This window comes from Paenibacillus sp. J22P169 (assembly GCF_059691995.1).
Genome location: NZ_JCAUAO010000001.1, coordinates 985,995 through 1,003,354 on the forward strand (window position 1 = coordinate 985,995; position 17,360 = coordinate 1,003,354).

At 43.3% G+C, this 17,360-nt stretch carries 13 protein-coding genes; 1 reads left to right on the forward strand and 12 read right to left on the reverse strand.

The genetic code is table 11. The annotated features are described in order from the left end of the window. Positions 1-43 precede the first annotated feature (43 nt). From AC58QG_RS04710 to AC58QG_RS04735, 6 genes are all read right to left on the reverse strand, one after another. On the reverse strand, positions 44-2,752 hold the full coding sequence (locus tag AC58QG_RS04710) for a beta-galactosidase (RefSeq protein WP_497360939.1): 2,709 nt from the start codon (positions 2,750-2,752) through the stop codon (positions 44-46). Between the two features lie 255 nt (positions 2,753-3,007). Next, positions 3,008-4,540 carry a response regulator gene (locus tag AC58QG_RS04715; RefSeq protein ID WP_497360940.1) on the reverse strand — a complete coding sequence of 511 codons (1,533 nt, stop codon included), beginning with the start codon at positions 4,538-4,540 and terminating at the stop codon, positions 3,008-3,010. A 13-nt stretch (positions 4,541-4,553) separates the two neighbouring features. Beyond that, positions 4,554-6,353, reverse strand: a complete 1,800-nt coding sequence (locus tag AC58QG_RS04720; protein ID WP_497360941.1) for a sensor histidine kinase — start codon at positions 6,351-6,353, stop codon at positions 4,554-4,556. A 23-nt stretch (positions 6,354-6,376) separates the two neighbouring features. Beyond that, positions 6,377-7,672: an ABC transporter substrate-binding protein gene (locus AC58QG_RS04725; protein ID WP_497360942.1), complete on the reverse strand. Its 1,296-nt coding sequence runs from the start codon at positions 7,670-7,672 to the stop codon at positions 6,377-6,379. Between the two features lie 97 nt (positions 7,673-7,769). Continuing rightward, positions 7,770-9,269, reverse strand: a complete 1,500-nt coding sequence (locus AC58QG_RS04730; protein WP_497360943.1) for a glycoside hydrolase family 32 protein — start codon at positions 9,267-9,269, stop codon at positions 7,770-7,772. 103 nt (positions 9,270-9,372) lie between these two features. Then, positions 9,373-9,576: a hypothetical protein gene (locus AC58QG_RS04735; RefSeq protein ID WP_497360944.1), complete on the reverse strand. Its 204-nt coding sequence runs from the start codon at positions 9,574-9,576 to the stop codon at positions 9,373-9,375. A 212-nt stretch (positions 9,577-9,788) separates the two neighbouring features. Here AC58QG_RS04735 and AC58QG_RS04740 point away from each other — a divergent pair, with 212 nt between their 5' ends. Then, entirely contained in the window at positions 9,789-10,124 is a 336-nt protein-coding gene (locus AC58QG_RS04740; RefSeq protein ID WP_497360945.1) for a hypothetical protein, read from the forward strand. A 205-nt stretch (positions 10,125-10,329) separates the two neighbouring features. Here AC58QG_RS04740 and ppsA read toward each other — a convergent pair whose 3' ends face one another. The 6 genes from ppsA to AC58QG_RS04770 all read right to left on the reverse strand — a co-directional run bounded on the left by ppsA (position 10,330) and on the right by AC58QG_RS04770 (position 17,297). Further along, a complete protein-coding gene (gene ppsA / locus AC58QG_RS04745; RefSeq protein ID WP_497360946.1) occupies positions 10,330-12,948 on the reverse strand; it encodes a phosphoenolpyruvate synthase in 2,619 nt (872 codons plus the stop codon). Positions 12,949-13,163: 215 nt separating this feature from the next. Further along, positions 13,164-14,417, reverse strand: coding sequence for a serpin family protein (locus AC58QG_RS04750; protein WP_497360947.1), 1,254 nt, complete (start codon positions 14,415-14,417; stop codon positions 13,164-13,166). A gap of 92 nt (positions 14,418-14,509) precedes the next feature. After that, entirely contained in the window at positions 14,510-15,514 is a 1,005-nt protein-coding gene (locus tag AC58QG_RS04755; RefSeq protein WP_497360948.1) for an aldo/keto reductase, read from the reverse strand. 25 nt (positions 15,515-15,539) lie between these two features. After that, entirely contained in the window at positions 15,540-15,872 is a 333-nt protein-coding gene (locus AC58QG_RS04760) for a carboxymuconolactone decarboxylase family protein (protein WP_497360949.1), read from the reverse strand. 33 nt (positions 15,873-15,905) lie between these two features. After that, the gene (locus AC58QG_RS04765) at positions 15,906-16,592 is read right to left on the reverse strand and encodes a DUF4405 domain-containing protein (RefSeq protein ID WP_497360950.1); all 687 of its coding nucleotides are present in this window, start codon (positions 16,590-16,592) and stop codon (positions 15,906-15,908) included. Between the two features lie 24 nt (positions 16,593-16,616). Beyond that, complete coding sequence (locus AC58QG_RS04770) at positions 16,617-17,297, reverse strand: cytochrome P460 family protein (protein WP_497360951.1); 681 nt, start codon at positions 17,295-17,297, stop codon at positions 16,617-16,619. Between the last annotated feature and the right edge of the window lie 63 nt (positions 17,298-17,360).

Sequence of the window (17,360 nt, forward strand, 5' to 3'; positions counted from 1 at the left end):
TCTTTGATGTGGTGGCAGTTTTCATACGCAAACTCCTTTCAAATTAACTAGCGGAGACGGGTACGAATCGTAAAGGCTCCAATATAGCCTGGTTATCTAACGCTACTGCTTCCAACAAAATAGCAAGTTCATTACCCTCTTCTTGCTCATGGAACCATGGTCCAGGCAAGTAAAAGGATTCATCACTCCCGCCACTGAATATTGGTCGATTCGTACCGCCTTCTGTCCATAAACGCCCCACCACATGTCCGTTGAAGAACACCGTCAGTTTCATATCTCGGCCTTTGACATATACACGCCAGCCCAATCCCTTGTTACTATCTTTGAGCTCGTTGTAGAGCCATGCGACTGCCCCAGGCTTCATCGCTATCGCTTCTGTGACAGGCTGCGCGTCTAAGCGCGAGACCTGAGCATGTTGCAATAAGCCTTGTTCCTGACAGCCCGCTACGGTCCAATTATTCGCCGAGCTACCTTCGTACAATGTGATATGTCCGCTCAAAGCAACGTACGTTTTATCGAAAAATAGCGTAATGACCGCTGTTTCTCCCGCCTTTACGAAAGGCGTAAGATCGAGATAGGGATCATGTGGATTCACTTGTCCCAGAGAATGTCCATTTACATAGGCATATGCCTGCGTGAAGTTACCTGGCGTATGTAGAATCCAACGATCGGATGTGTCTGTCAGTTTAACTTGCTTGCGATAGCAGTGATGAGCAGGCTGATCTGCTGATAACCAGCCTCCAATGCTCACGATCGGCCATTGCCCGTCATCCACATCCGCAGCTGCATACTCGTCTTTGATCTCACCAGATTGTACGAGCTTGAATCGCCAGTTTTGGTTTAAATCCCTTGTCGACGTGACACCAACAATGCCGGTAAGTCCCTTAAGACTGTTTAAATGAAGGCCGGGAAGCGTGGTATCATGGAAATTGGTATGTCCCCAAATTTCCACACGAGCTGTTAGATCAGGCACTACCTGTATGCCTTCAGGGATCGGTAGATAGCGGCTAGTTCCGCCTGGTGTTACTGTGCCCATATACCCTTCACCTGTATAGAGAGAAATCACATCACTAGCTCGCTGTATGATGAAACCCTGATAGTCGCCATCAGTCTGCGGCAATTGTGCTTTATACCAAGCGAATCCACGGTAAATCCCATGCTTTTCTAAATGATCGGCATCGTCTCCAAGGTATAGGGTCTCCTCCGAAAGGGAAAGTACTTGGTCAACCTTGCTTAGCCTCCATGTAGTTTCCAGTTCCCGGCTATCCTTCGCTTGCACCGCAAGTGTGTCAATTAGCAGCTTGCCTTCCTCATCAATGCCTTCCAAACGAAGCGCACGCGCACGGCTCATCCCTATGATTTCAAGAATATGTCCATCCGATAAGTGAATCCAAGCTCTAGCTTCATTATCCGATGATTGAAAGGATAAGGTTACGCTTAGTTCTGATTGCGAATCATGAACTGTCATCTCTGTAGTCTTTATTTCAATCGCCGACTCAAAGGAGAATTGAACTTCCCCTACTCCCTCCGTATGGAAAATGAAAAGCGTACGCTGCTCATGCGCTAGATGCTTCACCCGCATTAGTTCAGCCATTGCGTAATCGAGTTGTCCGCCACCAGCAATCCCCCATGTTTGCAGTGGCACATGAAACGGCAAAATCGGGCAATCGAATGCCGAGACATTCAATTCGAATACGAGCTCTCCGCCATGTTTCAATGCTAGTCGATGCAGATCACTTGGCATTGCCTCAGCAAGCGAGGTGCCATAGGTTTGAATGATATGATGAAGCAACCTGCCCTCGTACGCTTCATCTCGGATATGCCCTTCCGGCGTAATCATGCCATGAAAATCATAATCCGACGTAAGGAAGGAAAGCGGATTTCCCCAATTGTTAGCGGCATTCGTAAATCCAAAGTTTGTCCCTGACGCCTGCAAATAAGGACCTAACAATTTGGCGCCCGCTGACAACAGTCTGCGGAGCAGAAAATGGGAGCGGTTCGTTTCGGTGACGAGTAATGGATATCCCATTTGTTTTAATTCTTCTCTGTAGTAGTGAACTTTCTCCTCAAAGGACGGATCACGATCATTCGGGTAAAAATTACAGGTTGGCACAACACCTTCAGCGAACCCGGATGCTTGAAACAAACCGCCTTGACCCGCACACGCTATCAAGGGAACCTTGATGCCATATTGTAGAGCTAGATCTCTCAGAGCTGAAATATAACCTTTGGGATCCTCACAAGGGTAGAAGTCAAGCTCATTCTCCAGTTGAACAGCGATGATGGAACCTCCATGCCCATGTTCATATCGCTGAAGAATAGGTATGATCTCTGCGTACCATCTAGCCACATGCGTCAAGAAAAGCGGATCATTATCCCGAATACGCAAATTCTTTTCGACAAATAAATAGGCAGGCAATGCGCCCCCATCCCATTCTGAGCAAATATACGGACCTGGCCTTGCGATGACCCATAAGCCAGTGTCCGACGCCTCCTGAAGGAACTGCGCAACATCTTTCTCTCCACTGAAATCCCATACTCCCTCTGCGGTCTCATGATGATTCCAAGGAAAATACACATCAATTGCGTTATAACCAAAGGCTTTCACTTTACGCAATCGTTCTTTCCATACTCCCCGTGGGAGTCGGAAATAAAATAAAGAAGCACAGAGTATGATTTCTGATTTGCCATCTATACGCATCGCTTCGGGCGATAGTTGAATGATTGGATCTCGGCTGATGGATCGTTGCAATGGTTAACCCCCTCTCAGTTAGGCTCTCTAGTTTTCGTATGAAACCCGTTTCATTCGCCAAACAGGTTTAATGTTGTCCCTATTGCCAGTATAGTTAAAATATAAAGCGCTTTCATTCAAATAAACTTCTAAATACATAAGAAAACACCAGTGTTCACCATTTCCTTACAAAGCAAAAAAGTTGTGAATTATAATGCAATTCACAACTTCATGCCTTCAATATTTCACTGATTTCTTATATTATTTACTTAACTTTTAAGACTCACATCTAAATTCTTTGACTGTCTTCCCTTCAAGCTCTTTAAACACTTTACAGAAATAGGAGGTTTCTTGAAAGCCCGTTTTTTCTGCTACTTCATATACCTTCAAGGTAGGATTCTGAAGCAATAACTTGGCCTTACGAATTCTATAGCGATTCAAATATTCTACGAATCTTAAGCTTGTCTCACTTTTAAACAAATTGGAAACATAATTACAACTAAGGTGAAGACTTTCAGCCAACTTTGCTACGGTGATATCCTCCGCATAGTGTTCTTCTATATAAGCAATGGCGGCTTGTATTTCTTTCCGAAATGGCATATTCCCCATCGATTCATAACTCAATTCTTTATTCCATTCCTGGAATAATACCTTCAGTTGCTGTAAGGTGGGGAATGCTTCAAGTACACGATTAATATGTCGATAGGTTGCCTCCGCATTTGAAGAAAATTTACCTCTTCCAATCGCAGCTGCTTTCGTTAATATGGTCGCTTCATGGATGATGACTCTTAATTTCTCTAACGATAGTTTTCTTGTCAAAAGCAAGTCAAAGAAAAGCTCAGTTTGCCTGCCTACATCTTCGAATTGACCGCTTTGAATGGCGTAAGCCAAGGCTTTCATCGAGACCTCTACATCTTCTGTTTCCCTAGGTTTCGTACCAGAATAGGAATAAACTTGACCGACACCTTCATATATCGATTGTTCGAGGGCAGTTTCTGCTTGACGGTACAACATCGTCCAATCCTTTAAACCATGCCCGATCGAACTGATGCCTACAGTCAGGGGACTATATTCGCTCTTACTCTCCATGAGCACGGCAGCATGCAGCAACAAGGCTTCCCTACACATTCGTTCACTATGTCCATTTGGAAAATGCGTCATAAGCACAGTGCGATGATCTGAAATCGGAACGAGTATAAGAGCTTCCCCTAGTTCAGCATGCAGGGCACGAGTGGAAATAGAAGTAATCTCGCCCTCGATTAGCATAATGGCTATGGGACCAGAGCGGATCGGAAATCGTATCGCCCTTGCTTGCTCCTCCATCTCTTCAACCGTCTTCAATTCCCCGAATATGAGTTTACGTCCTAGTAAATGCCACATTTCCTGCAGATTCTCATTTCGGATAGCAGCTTGTCTCTTCAAATGATGATCTGTTTCAATTTTCGTTTTCATTTGCCGGAGTAATTGCTGTAGGGATTCAGGTTCCAGATCATGCTTAAGTAAATAATCCTCAGCCCCAAGCTTTAGAGCCTCCTTCACGAAACGAAAATCATCAAAGGAGCTTAGCGCGACAATTTTAATCGAATCATCCTGTTGTTTCACCCTCTGAATCAAATCGATCCCATTCATTTCGGGCATCGATATGTCTGTCAGAATTAAATCGACATGTTGATGATGCAATAAGTCTAGGGCATGTACACCATTTAGAGCTTCGCTCACGATATGAAAGCCGTAATCTTCCCAACGAATAATCGATTTAATCGCATAGCGATAGATCGCATTGTCCTCAACGATCATGGCGTTCAGCATATTAAGCCCACCCTTAACGTTTTATTTTATAAGGAATACGCACAATGGCTTTGGTACCCAATCCTAAAGCACTCTCATAGCTAAGTCCATATTGCTGCCCATAGTAGAGTTGAATTCGCTCATGAACGTTGTGAATTCCGATACCTGTAACACCGGGGACTGATTCTTTCTGAGAGACGACATGCAGAATATTCACGACTTGTGCGGTATCCATTCCTTTGCCATTGTCTACTACGGTAAGAAGTAAATCTCGCTCAACAACCTTCGCGGTTACTCGGATATGCCCTCTTCCCTTCGACATCTCAATCCCATGAAGAATGGCATTTTCGACCAATGGCTGCAGGATAAAATAAGGGACTTCACATGCCAACAACTGTTTATCCACCTCGTAATCCATTTGAAAAGCTTCCCCATAACCAATTTTTTGAATAAAGACATAGTTCTTTAACTGATTCATTTCTTGCTCTAAGCTATGAAATTCACCAACACGTCGTACCGAAGATTTCAATAAGTCGATTACTGAGCTGATCATTCGCTCAATTTCTGGTTGTTCGTTCATGCGAGCATACCATTTCACCGTTCCAAGCGTGTTATATAGAAAATGAGGATTAATTTGACTTCGTAACACAGTGAATTCCGCTTGCTGCTTCGCGATTTGCTCCTTGTATACGATATTAATGAGCTCATTGATCCGAGCTAACATGAAATTAAACCGGAGTGATAAACTACCGATTTCATCTTTACCCAGGGGAACAATTCGCACATCGAAATTACCGTCTTCTACGCGTCGCATCGTCTGCTCCAAAATTTTGATATTTCGCGTAGCTGAGTTGGAAAATATGGCGGCAACGCCCGTCGAGATGAGTACAGCAAGCAATGAAACAAGTACAATTACAAAAACTAATATTTGTGTGCCCGACAGCAAAACAGACATTGGAATAAAGCATAGAACACGCCATCCTAAGGTCGATGTTCGTTCTTGTACGAATAAATGGCTATCCGTGCCTGCGAATTCCACTGTAGCCATTGCTGCATCCTGTTCACTCAGTACATTATTTATACTGTTCCGTATGAGTTTGGCCGTTTCTGGACTTCCTCCACCTACCAGCAATTCGTTTAAAGGGTTGAGTATTGCGACATTACTCTGCTTAATAATTGAACTTCCGCTGCCTAGGGAAAGAAAAAAATTGGCATCCATACTATAAATAATCGTTCCTAAACTGCGATCAATTTGGTTCATATCAACGAAATCTCTGATTAAAAACACTTCATTACGCTCGCGTAAAGAAGGTGTCCAACCCATGCTAAGCTGTTGTGAATGCAGATACGCTTCCGCACTCGACGTCATGCTAGAAACTGCATCATGATTCAGTGTATGGTCCAATCCCTTTTTATTCTCCCACCAATACAATTGCCCTGTGCTCGTTTGGATCATGATGGCATTAAGAAAAGGATTCCCATTCCCATATTGGGCAAGTAGAAATTCCATTCGACTTCGGAAAGCTGGATAGCTCTCACTGGTAACTTGTTCCCCTTGTTCAGCAACAATTTGCCGAATATTCGTATCACTAAGCAGATAAACAGAGGAGGTGAAGGCTTCCTTCGCTTTATTCTCGATATTGTCCGATACTTGATGTATTACCTGCATAGAGAGATCCTTGGTATTGGCTTCAATAAACTTGGTTGAAGCATAAATCGCAACCCCGCCAACGGTTGTCGAGATGAACAGAATGAGTATCATATTGGAAAGAAAAAGCTTCGTACGGATTCGAAAATCCTTGATGCGATTTAATAACGGCTGAAGAGCTCTCATTCATCCCTGCTCCTTACCAACTCTCATTTGGATGGTCTCCGATTTTGATTAAACGCTTGATCCAGCTCTTGAATGCAGGTGTCCACATTGTGAGAGGGGTCAATGATGAATTTCGTAATTGCATTAATGAACACCTTTTGTAGATCTTGGTTCACGAAATCAATATATAGGCTCGACCAATCGTACGTTTTACCCGTTTGTATATAGGTTGTATCTAATTCGATATAGGTCGGATCAAAATCTTTGGGTAAGCCTTTGATAACGGATAGCGCTTTCTTATTCGTTTGGAAAATGTGGCCCATTTGTTGCGTAGCAAACAGCTCCAATGTTTGTAGGGCCGCTTCCTTATGTGGTGATTTGGGATTCACAACAATACCGCCTGTTGATTTCAAACCAAATATAGCTTTTTGTGGATCAGACGAATAAGGAAAAGCGAACAATCCCAAATTGCTCGCTGGATTTTTGGATTTCACTCCATCAACAGTCCATGTGCCGTTTATGATCATTCCTGCTCTCCCTTCCGCAAGGAGCATTTGCGCCTGATTCCAGTCCGTTTCAAATGGTCTTTTATTGACGTATTTCAGGCGCTCACCATATCGCTGCAAAATCTCTTTGAAATGGATTTGATTGTCCTTAAATGAGGTTCTTCCTGCCTCAATATCCGCAATCCATGTTGGATTGGAAGCATATTGATTCGCTAATAAATCTGCCGCGATATCCCAACTAATCGTCCAAGAATCCTTATAACCTGCTGCAATAGGGATAATTCCCACATTTTGCAGGGCTTCACAGGCTTCCATAAATTGTTTCCATGTTTTTGGCGGCTCCTTAATATCAGCCTTGGCAAATGCCTCCTTGTTGTAAATAACACCAACCCCATTCACATCAATCGGCAGAGCCCATATACGCCCATCGGCTGACTTCACGCCACTTAGGTAACGTTCATCGATGTGAGCTAGACTAGGCTGATTGCTTAAATCCATTGCATAGCCTGAACGAATAAAATCCATAGCCGTATCCAAATTATCAATCATATACATATCCGGCATATTGCCCGAAATCGCCCAAGTACGCAGCAAACTCAGATAGTTGCCTCCATCGACACCTGTAAGTGCGAATGTGTATGAAGGATGCTGCTTACTGAATAGTTGCGTCCCTATTTCTAACCATTTCCGAGCACCCTCCTCATCAAAATGGTGGACCCATGAGAGTGTTTGTACACTTGGTTGGTTTCTGGGAACCTTAGTTACGTTCTGTGACTGGCACGCCGTTAACACCGTTAATATCGATAGGCTAAGGAATATGATTCGAGATTTCATCCAATCACTCTTTCTTTTGATAGCGTTTACATAACTATTCGAAAGATATTTCCAATTTCTGATCTAAATTCAAAGTGGGCCACTTATTTATACGATCCTATAATTCCCATACATCTAATTCTTCCATAAAAGCTCCACCTGCTCTGGCAAAAAGCTTAATGCCAAGGCTGTCTCTCTTCGGATAGATGCGGTTCGTGACCGTTTTAATTCCGTTATTCGCGAACAATTCAACAGAAGATCGATCCACAAAAATATGCAGCCTGATACAGCCATCCTCCATTGGATCTAATTGCACTTCACTCACGGTCGACTCACCTACACCCGAATGCGTACGATCAACACGAAGGGTCCGCTCGGCTACCGTGTAGGACACCTCGGTATACTCGGTACCATCCTCTGAGCAACGCAGTTGAAGTCCGAACTCTCCATTCGATTGCATCGTGTTAAATACTGCAATAAGCTCAAGTTGGCTGCCCTTAACATCCAATAAGCTCATTTCTCCCGCTTCAATTCTTCGCCCATCCATCCGGATGTGTTCCTTACGCAGCTTTACCAATTCCGTTACAGGTTGCATCCGCAGCGTGCCATCATTCGCAAGTGACAACTCGCGAGGAAGGGTGAAAGCCCCCATCCAACCATGTTCTTGCTCTGGCATTTGAGCTCCCCATATGTTCATCCAGCCGATCAGGATGCGCCTTCCTTTCCCGTCCACCATGGTTTGCGGTGCATAGAAATCGAACCCATAGTCCAGCCGCTCTGCATAATAATAATCGAATTTCCCTGTTTCATAGCTTAGTTTGCCCGTGAGATACATCGTCTTGGTTGTACCCATATTCATAGGCGAAACGATAAGTACATACTCATCTCGATCACCAAGTGGAAATAAGTCGGGACACTCCCACATATCCCCCATCGTCCCATCGCTCTCAGCCGCAACCCCGAGATAGCGCCATGATAGAAGATCAGGTGATGTGTACATTAATGCTTTGCCAAGGCCATCCTTGCCGTAACCGAGCACCATGTACCACTGACCCTCATGCTGCCAAACTTTCGGATCCCGGAAGCCAAAACCGCCATCCTCAGGTGCACTGGCAATTACAGGATTAGCCTCTGATTTTCTAAAAGTAATCCCATCCTTGCTTGTCGCAACGCACTGAACCTCTACTGGTGTTCGTCCATCAACATGCCCTGTGTAGACTAACGTTAGAGCGCCGTTATTATCAACTGCACTCCCCGACCAACAGCCAATACCGTTAGTTTTACCGCTATCGTAAGCTTCGGATGGTGCTAATGCTACAGGAAGATGCTCCCAGTTAACCAAATCCTTACTTTTGGCATGCCCCCAGTGCATCGGTCCCCATTTGGGCTCGTAGGGGTAATGTTGATAAAAAACATGGTACTCTTCGTTCCAATAGATAAGCCCGTTGGGGTCATTCATCCAGCCTGACGGAGGCATAACATGATAGCCAAGCCTGAAGTTATCATCTACGATCAACCCGGCAGCATGCTCTAACGCTTGGGTTGCTTTTTTTACATATCCCATATGGCGCTTATTACCATTCGTCTCAGCTTGATCCGACCCACCGTGAATATTCATCCTAATTTATCCCCCTCGCTTTACACCTAATCTCCATTTGATGTATTAATATTTCGCATTAAAGCATGAATTTCCTCTATCGTACCAATGGAGAGCCTCCTTTTTATGCTTTCCCCTCATGATAGTCTTGCCATAGTGGGGTGATGTATTTTTCTAATGTTTTTACGACGTCATCTCTTCGGCTCTCGTCGACATGTACAGAGTCATTTGAAATATCATTTCTAATACGAATGAGCACAAATAAAGGGGGTAATGCTGCTTCACGAAGAGCTTTAATCATGTTTTCTTCTTGTGGAGTAATATCCATAACGAATCATATCCCTTTCTAATAAATTTCGGGTCAAGATAATCTCATTATAAACCTTGACCTTAATGTTAGAGTCAAGAGAAAGTGATCATAGCTATACGTCCTTTGAATCGTTTGGTCAAATTAAGCACCTGCTTTCAATAATTAAAATACACTTTTTTAACGGTTCCAACATAATATTTTATTATTGACTGTCGAAGGGGGGATTTCTAATGTACGCTAGATTAAGTATGTTTAGATTAAGACCTGATGCCCCCATATCTTTCGCAGAGCAATGGGCCGAGAAAACTTACATGATCCATCAATCGTTAAAGGGATTTAAAGGTATTACATTTTTGGGAGAAGAGATAACTAATGAGTTTGGTGCTATAAGTTATTGGGAAACGAAAGAGGACGCCTTGGCAGCCGGTGATACAATTGCGGCTAAAGTCTATTCAACTTTATCAAAAACCTATATTGAATCGCCTCCTATTATTGCTATATATGGCGTTTACGACCTACCTGCGGGGAACGGTGAATTAATATTTTCTAGTAAATTTAACTGGTAGGAGTTCTCAGGTAAAAAAAACGTGGGAGCTCTATTTTATTTCTTCACACTAATTCTTTAGCTTAATAAAACAAGGAGCAGCTGCCGCGGCAGATCTGCTCCTTGTTTTATTCAACTGTAGTCACATTACTACAATAGATGAACTGCCAATTACCTAAACCGCCCTTTTATCCATCACAGGTTGGCTTACTTGTCGTATTCAGCCATTACAATATTTCGATATACCCTTCTGTTCCATTTACGCGAATTCGTTGTCCATCTTTGATCAGTTTGGTAGCATTTTCGACACCGACAACTGCTGGTAGGCCATATTCACGTGCAATAACTGCTCCATGGGTCATCAGCCCACCAACTTCGGTGACTAGTCCTTTAATGGATACAAACAATGGGGTCCAGCCAGGGTCCGTAAAGGAGGTGACTAAAATATCTCCCTCTTCCAGTTTAGCCTCATCCATATTTAGGATCACACGTGCTCGTCCTTCGATCACTCCGGAAGAAACAGCTAGACCTACAATTGCTTCGGCTGGCAGATCTTCTCGTTTGTACGAGCCTGAAATGATTTCACCATCCGACGTGATTACACGCGGGGGAGTTAGTTTCTCGAAGAACATGTAATCCTCTTTCCGTTTGTTGATCAACTGATCATCAAGTTTGTTGGTACGTACGACTTCCTGAAGCTCTTCAAAAAACAGAAGGAATACATCTTCTTTTTCATGAATAACACCCGCTTGCACGAGTTGTTCGGCTTCTTTCAATAAGGCCTGCTTGTATACGAAGTAGCGACTAATCATGCCGTATTTGGGATATTCCCGATAACCGATGTAATTTCGGATCAGGCTGATCACTCGTTTGGTCTCATTGGCTTTTTCTTCACCATCAGGTAATTGCTTCAATCGCTCTATTAACGCTTGCTCTTTATCCAAAGCTTCCTGGCGCCCTTGCTCAAACTTTTGTTTGCCGGCATTTGGCTCCATATGTTTGATGTGACCAAGAATCATAGGGACAAGTGTAAGTGGTTTTTCACTCCAACGTGTTCTAGATATATCGATTTCTCCCGCGCATCGCATTCCGTATTTATTCAGATACGCGTAGATCGCGTCTTGCGTTTCCTGTCCGCCATCCAATTTAACGAGTTCATTCAAGAAATGATCGTCTTTTGTCTGTTGTAAATAATCAATGACTTCTGGGTAAGGACGAATGACATCCGCGACATCCAATAGCGCCAGACCCATTTCCGAAGTAATATTGTTTGGCACAGATTGCGAGAGTGTGTCTGCTGCATTTTTTTCACCTAACCACTCAAACATTCGTTCATTAATCCATAATGAAGCATTCATAGCCGTCATAAACACAGCCGAACTCTGGGGATCAAGTAAAATCTTCTTTAATTCCTGGATATCTTCTAAAATAAAATCAAATAACGCTGATCCTGATTTCGTTTGGATGTTTACTTTTAACTCTTCGATCGATGTTTGACTCTTTTTAATCAAATCAGCAACGATTGTCGGATCGTTTTCAATTTGTGCTTGAAACTTCCAAGACGATATACCTTCCTTACTTGTATTGGGACTAGGCACTATTTTACCATCTTCTGGTGACAATTTGATGAAATCTTCCCGCTCTACGATGGTTGTGAGTGCGTTTTGGATCATCGGATCGGATTTCCCTAAAACATTAATGAGCATATGCCTCTTGGTAGGCGAAGCCAGCGTCTGTGTAATATCAACAAACAACCTTCCGCCAGCTCTACGCATGGGTGCAGGAGTTATTAGCAGGTAGAAAGATAATCCCAATGGTTTCATAGGATCGGTCATCATTTGCTGATGGCCAACTGATACATAGACGTGATTTTCTTGATCATTCGCTTCAGGGATCGGGAATAATGTCGTGATTGGACGACTCTGCACAATATAAAAGGTATCCTGAGCCAAACACCATTCAATATCTTGCGGGCTGTTAAAATACGCTTCAATATGTCTTCCGATACGTGCCAGTTGTAAAATTTGTTGTTCCGTCAGCGTTTGAGACTTTTGTTGATCTGGATCAAGCTGCTTGGTCTCAGTTCCACCTTCTTTGCGTCCATAAATAGCTAATTCTTTGGTTGCTATCCGCTTATTGACGATTTTGTCCTCGTGAACGGTGTAATTATCAGCAGAAACCAAGCCAGAAACCATTGCTTCTCCAAGTCCATAACTGGCATCGATGGACAGCAACTTTCGGTTGGAAGTCATTGGATCAGCCGTAAATAAAATCCCCGAAGCCTGCGGGAAAACCATCCTTTGAATGATAACGGATAAATAAACTTGGCTGTGGTCGAACCCATTTTGCATACGGTAGATGACCGCGCGATCCGTAAATAGGGAAGCCCAACATTTGCTGATATGCTGCAAGATTCTATCTTTGCCGATGATATTTAAATAGGTGTCTTGTTGACCAGCAAAAGAGGCATGTGGTAAATCTTCAGCTGTCGCACTAGAACGCACTGCATAAGCATGTTCTTCTCCAAACTGAGAGAGATAGTGGGTAACTGATTTCACAACATCAGAAGGAATTGTTATATCCATAATGATTTGTCGAATCCGCCTGCTGATTTCACCAATTTGATCTCGATCTTCTACTTTTAACATGGTTAGTTGATCCAGCAACGCATGATACGTTTCGTTTTGTTCAATGGCATTGTGATATCCCACTGTTGTGACACAAAATCCTTCTGGTACTTGTATGCCTTCAATTTTAGATAATTCCCCTAAATTTAACCCTTTTCCGCCAACTAGCCCAAGCTGCGTTTTGTCCATTTCCTGAAAACTGAGAACCAAAGAACTCATTCCATATCGCTCCTAACCAATTAATTTTCGAAAAAACTTGACAAGAGTTGGCCGGCATAGTAAAATTAAAGTATAAGATGTATTAACTATGTCCGTATTATCAATAACAGTCGTGAACTGATTATATCATCGTGTCTGTTTATATGCAATATACAAAAGAACCTGGCGTAACAGCCCAGGTTCTTTTTTTTGATTTCCCTCTTTTAATACGGGCGTTACGGTGCGACTACAGACCCTACAAAAAGCCATGCGCCGGTCTGGCGGTCTTCAATCGCGAAGAAGAATGGTCGATTTATCGTCATCTGGAACGGTTCATCGATTGGTGCGGAAGCCGCTGACATTTGTACCGAAGTGACTGCGGCTGCCTCCGTTCCTTTTTCATTGACCTCGATGAAGGTTTTGTGTGTTAAAGCACTGATGAAAAGGTTGGGTGGAACCGGTGCCATACCGGAAAAATCTGCATGAACTATGTCAAAGGGCAGTGTCATGCCCATGGACTTGAGCGGATCTTTCAAATTATCGCTGTATTCGATCTTCAAACGGGGAAGCTTGATTTCACCCCGTTTCGACTGGAACGACTCGTGCCAGAGGTTAGAATTCGCCCACAGCTTGTCATGGAGAGCATCAAGTGTAGAAGATTCATCCGGAAGTATGACCAGCATATCCATCTGCCCCTCTCCGTACGGCAAACGGATGGCTTGAAATCCCTCTTCTTTCAAATATTCGTAGGAGCCTGCTTGCGTCATCATCTCCACTTGCTTGGTGGAACCGTCTTGCAGTTTGAAGCTTTCCTCTTTCGTTGCAGAAAGTTGAAATCCCTTTTTCCACCCGCCATTGAAATAGACCGCATTAATCAGGATCAATACTTCTTGGGGATCAATGGATTCGATCATCTTGGGTATTTTTCCATTGGTATTCTTGTTTACCCAGTCATTGATCGTGTCAGGAGCTTTGGGACTGTTAAAATCGAGTTCAGTTACTTTGGCGTCGTAAAAGGACTGATTAGTTTTCGTGAAATCACCGTGAAAAGGTAATCCTTTTCGCGTCCAAAGCGAGTTGGCAATTTGCACTTTAACGTCACTTCCTGGGTGCTGCAAAAGGTAGATAAGGGACTTGTTGGCCCGATTCATTTCCTCTAGGGTCATACTTTGCCAGCCCAAAGTCTTGGCCATTGAGACTTGCGTTTCCCCCTTACTTCCGTTGTAAGTCATGGCGAGTGCCAAAGAAATGCTGGTCGGCGAAATGAAAATATTTTTCTTCTTATCCTGCTCCGTTTGAACCAGTTGCCGATGGAGCTGCATACCGAAATCGTTGCTTGCTTTGACGATACGATTATCAACTTCGGCTGCCGTGACTTTTCGTTTTTCCAATGAAATCGACTTTCCAGAAGGATTGGCACACGCAGTCACGATCAGTACCAGCAGTATTCCAGCCGCAAGAATTTTACCTTTTTTAAAAATATCATTCATTTCGGACCCCCCTGTCATTCATATGCTTATTAGACGAGGAATCTTTACATAATGTTCCATATAGCCGATTTTAATGTTAAATGACCTTCAATTTAATTAAACTCCCGCCTGCGAGGCAAATCAAACCAGAGACCATCGAGCCAAGCTAGCTCCTCTTCCGTTAATTTGTCCATGTCAGCAGCACGCAGACTAGCGTCCAACTGCTCCGGACGACTCGCACCAATAATAGCGGAGGTGATTCCTGGTTGCTGTGTTACCCAACGTACTGCCGTCGTTGTTGGATCAAAGTGACGTTCTTGGCACCAGGCCTGGTACTTCTCAACTGCAGCGAACTGTGCTTCTTGCCAATAACGTTCCTGATACAATGAGCCCGCATTGTTTCCGAGTCCGAAACGAGTCCCCTCTTCGACACTTGCCTTATTCCTGTAGCGGCCCGTCAACATGCCTCCCGCAAGCGGGTTGTAACTGATGATACCAATCCCCTCATCTAGGGCCAATGGAACCAAGTCTTCCTCAATCATTCGAAACAAGAGATTATAGCGAGGTTGAATGCTCACTATATGGGCGTAATTTTTTCTTTCGGCAATTCCATTTGCTTTCGCCACCTGCCATGCACGCCAATTAGATACACCGATGTAGCGAACTTTCCCTTGCTCAACGAGATCATCAAATGCGCGTAAAGTCTCATCCATAGGAACGCTTGGGTCAAATTGATGAGCTTGATAGAGGTCAAGATAGTCTGTTTTTAGACGACGGAGGCTATCCTCGACGGATGTTATGATATGCTTCCTACTCAACCCACGATCATTTGCTCCGGGTCCCATCGCACCAAAACATTTTGTTGCTAACACAACTTTGTCTCGTTTACTCTCTAGCCATTCCCCGATAATCGACTCGGTTGCACCCGCGATGGCATAAGAAGCCCTTCCTATGGGATATACATCTGCCGTATCGATAAAACTCACTCCGGCGTCGAACGCCTTGTCAAGAATTTCGAAGGAGGTTTTTTTATCTGCTTGGTTGCCAAAAGTCATCGTGCCCAAACACAGATTCGTTACTTTTAATCCCGATTGTCCTAAAGATCGAATTTCCAACATAATCACCTTTTTCCCTTAGTAATTGTTATTTTTCTTTTGAAAATACTTCTTTTGCAACCGTCATCGCTGACATTGCCTTCGGCCAACCAGCATAAAAAGCAAGATGAGTCATGACTTCGATTAGTTCTACTTCTGTAAGACCGTTTTGTTTCGCTAAGTTTAAATGGTTTTTCAATTGCTGCGTATTCCCGCCAGTAATTAAGCTAGACAAAGTAATTAAACTACGGTCACGCGGCGAAAGCTCCTTACGTTTCCATATATCTCCGAATAAAACATCATCGGTTAATTCAACAATCTTTGGCGCAAAATCTCCGAAGTTTTTCTGCGCGACAGTTCGTTCTTTTGAAGAATCTGACATGTACTATCCCCGCTTCCATTTTTATATTTTACTCTACATGTATGCCTTAGCCTTCTCACGTTTCTGAATAAATGTCAAAGTATAATGAGTCCCGCAAATATAAATCCCCATGATAGACAGGTAATCTATTACAAACCTCAAGGCTGTTTCATCGAAGCCCCAATAGCCAAATGGATTATAAATGAGCAACCTAGAACCCATATCTCTTTCAAAGGAAATCTGCACACCGTGAACAACAATTAACACTGCCAGAAAACGCAACGCAATTGTACGAACACGACTTGTTGTGATAACTCCCGTCATTTTTCTCGCTGCATGAATAATCCTTCCCCACGAGATTCCTATATGAATAGCCATGAGTATAAATGCCCAATACGCACTCTGAACATGTATCTGCCTCACGAACATGTCATTATTCAACGGATTAAATGGAATGATCTCACGTGAAATTGGCGCCGCACTAATCAGTGCAACAGCAATCAGTAAAAGGAATAGTATATTTACCGCTATGCGAAGAATTTGTTGAACCCTGTACGTTCCACTAAAAACTGTTTTATACCATCTTCGATTTAAGAAATTGTGAACCGTAAACAATACAAATAAACCAACACCCACCAGTTCATGGACCCTATTTCCGGTAAAAGGATACGCCATCGCTGCTAACATGGATGCTGTCATAAGAAGGTCAACTACCAGCTTAATAAACATTTTTGAATTCACATGCTTACCTCCATAACTTATTAACTACGATGTTTTTTTGGATGTAAGAGCAGCCATGTAATCTTTTAACATATTCAACTCCCACTCTTCCAAAGGAATACCTGCATGCCTTGATTCCGTGCTTTTATCCAGCGATCCCGTAAAATCCTCAAGCTTGAAACTTTTCATCTGACTGTATGTGTATACGTAGTCATCACGTATCTGGCTTGCATGACAAGAAATACAACTCTTCATGTCTCGCTTGTTGTTAACGGACTTATCAGCAAGGAACGCCTGGTATCGCCAATCTCCGTTGCTCTTCTCAGAAGAGTTCTTATCAGCCCATCCAGTACGTTTTTCCGAGACAAAAATGTCAGAAAGTACGCCATCTCTATAGATCTCGAGCGTCAATACGGTTCCACTGGGAAACGGCTTGCCGGCTTTCACTGCTTCAATTGTATTCCTACTCGCATAGAGCAGCTCTTTGGCATTTCCACGATTCACAGTCGTATAGAGCACGCCCTTAACGTAGTTCTCAGGGAGTTTAACTTGTTCAATGTCAGTTCCAGAAGGCTCTGTTTCCCGAGAAATGTCAGTCATAGCGCTATCAGTTGCAGACTGCTCATCTTGCCGATTACTGTTTGTCATATCATTCTTGTCACTTCCACATGCAGAGAATGTAAAAGCAGTAACTAAACTAAAAGCAAGTAATAATCGTTTTTTCAATGTTTTCCTCCTCCGAAATCAGCCACTTCGGCTTACATCTCTAATATATAGTTAACCGGCATA

Coding starts and splice junctions, on each gene's coding strand:
- AC58QG_RS04715 (WP_497360940.1), bottom strand. CDS start 4,540: ATGCTGAACGCCATGATCGTTGAGGACAATGCGATCTATCGCTATGCG.
- AC58QG_RS04720 (WP_497360941.1), bottom strand. CDS start 6,353: ATGAGAGCTCTTCAGCCGTTATTAAATCGCATCAAGGATTTTCGAATC.
- AC58QG_RS04725 (WP_497360942.1), bottom strand. CDS start 7,672: ATGAAATCTCGAATCATATTCCTTAGCCTATCGATATTAACGGTGTTA.
- AC58QG_RS04730 (WP_497360943.1), bottom strand. CDS start 9,269: ATGAATATTCACGGTGGGTCGGATCAAGCTGAGACGAATGGTAATAAG.
- AC58QG_RS04735 (WP_497360944.1), bottom strand. CDS start 9,576: ATGGATATTACTCCACAAGAAGAAAACATGATTAAAGCTCTTCGTGAA.
- AC58QG_RS04740 (WP_497360945.1), top strand. CDS start 9,789: ATGTACGCTAGATTAAGTATGTTTAGATTAAGACCTGATGCCCCCATA.
- ppsA (WP_497360946.1), bottom strand. CDS start 12,948: ATGAGTTCTTTGGTTCTCAGTTTTCAGGAAATGGACAAAACGCAGCTT.
- AC58QG_RS04750 (WP_497360947.1), bottom strand. CDS start 14,417: ATGAATGATATTTTTAAAAAAGGTAAAATTCTTGCGGCTGGAATACTG.
- AC58QG_RS04755 (WP_497360948.1), bottom strand. CDS start 15,514: ATGTTGGAAATTCGATCTTTAGGACAATCGGGATTAAAAGTAACGAAT.
- AC58QG_RS04760 (WP_497360949.1), bottom strand. CDS start 15,872: ATGTCAGATTCTTCAAAAGAACGAACTGTCGCGCAGAAAAACTTCGGA.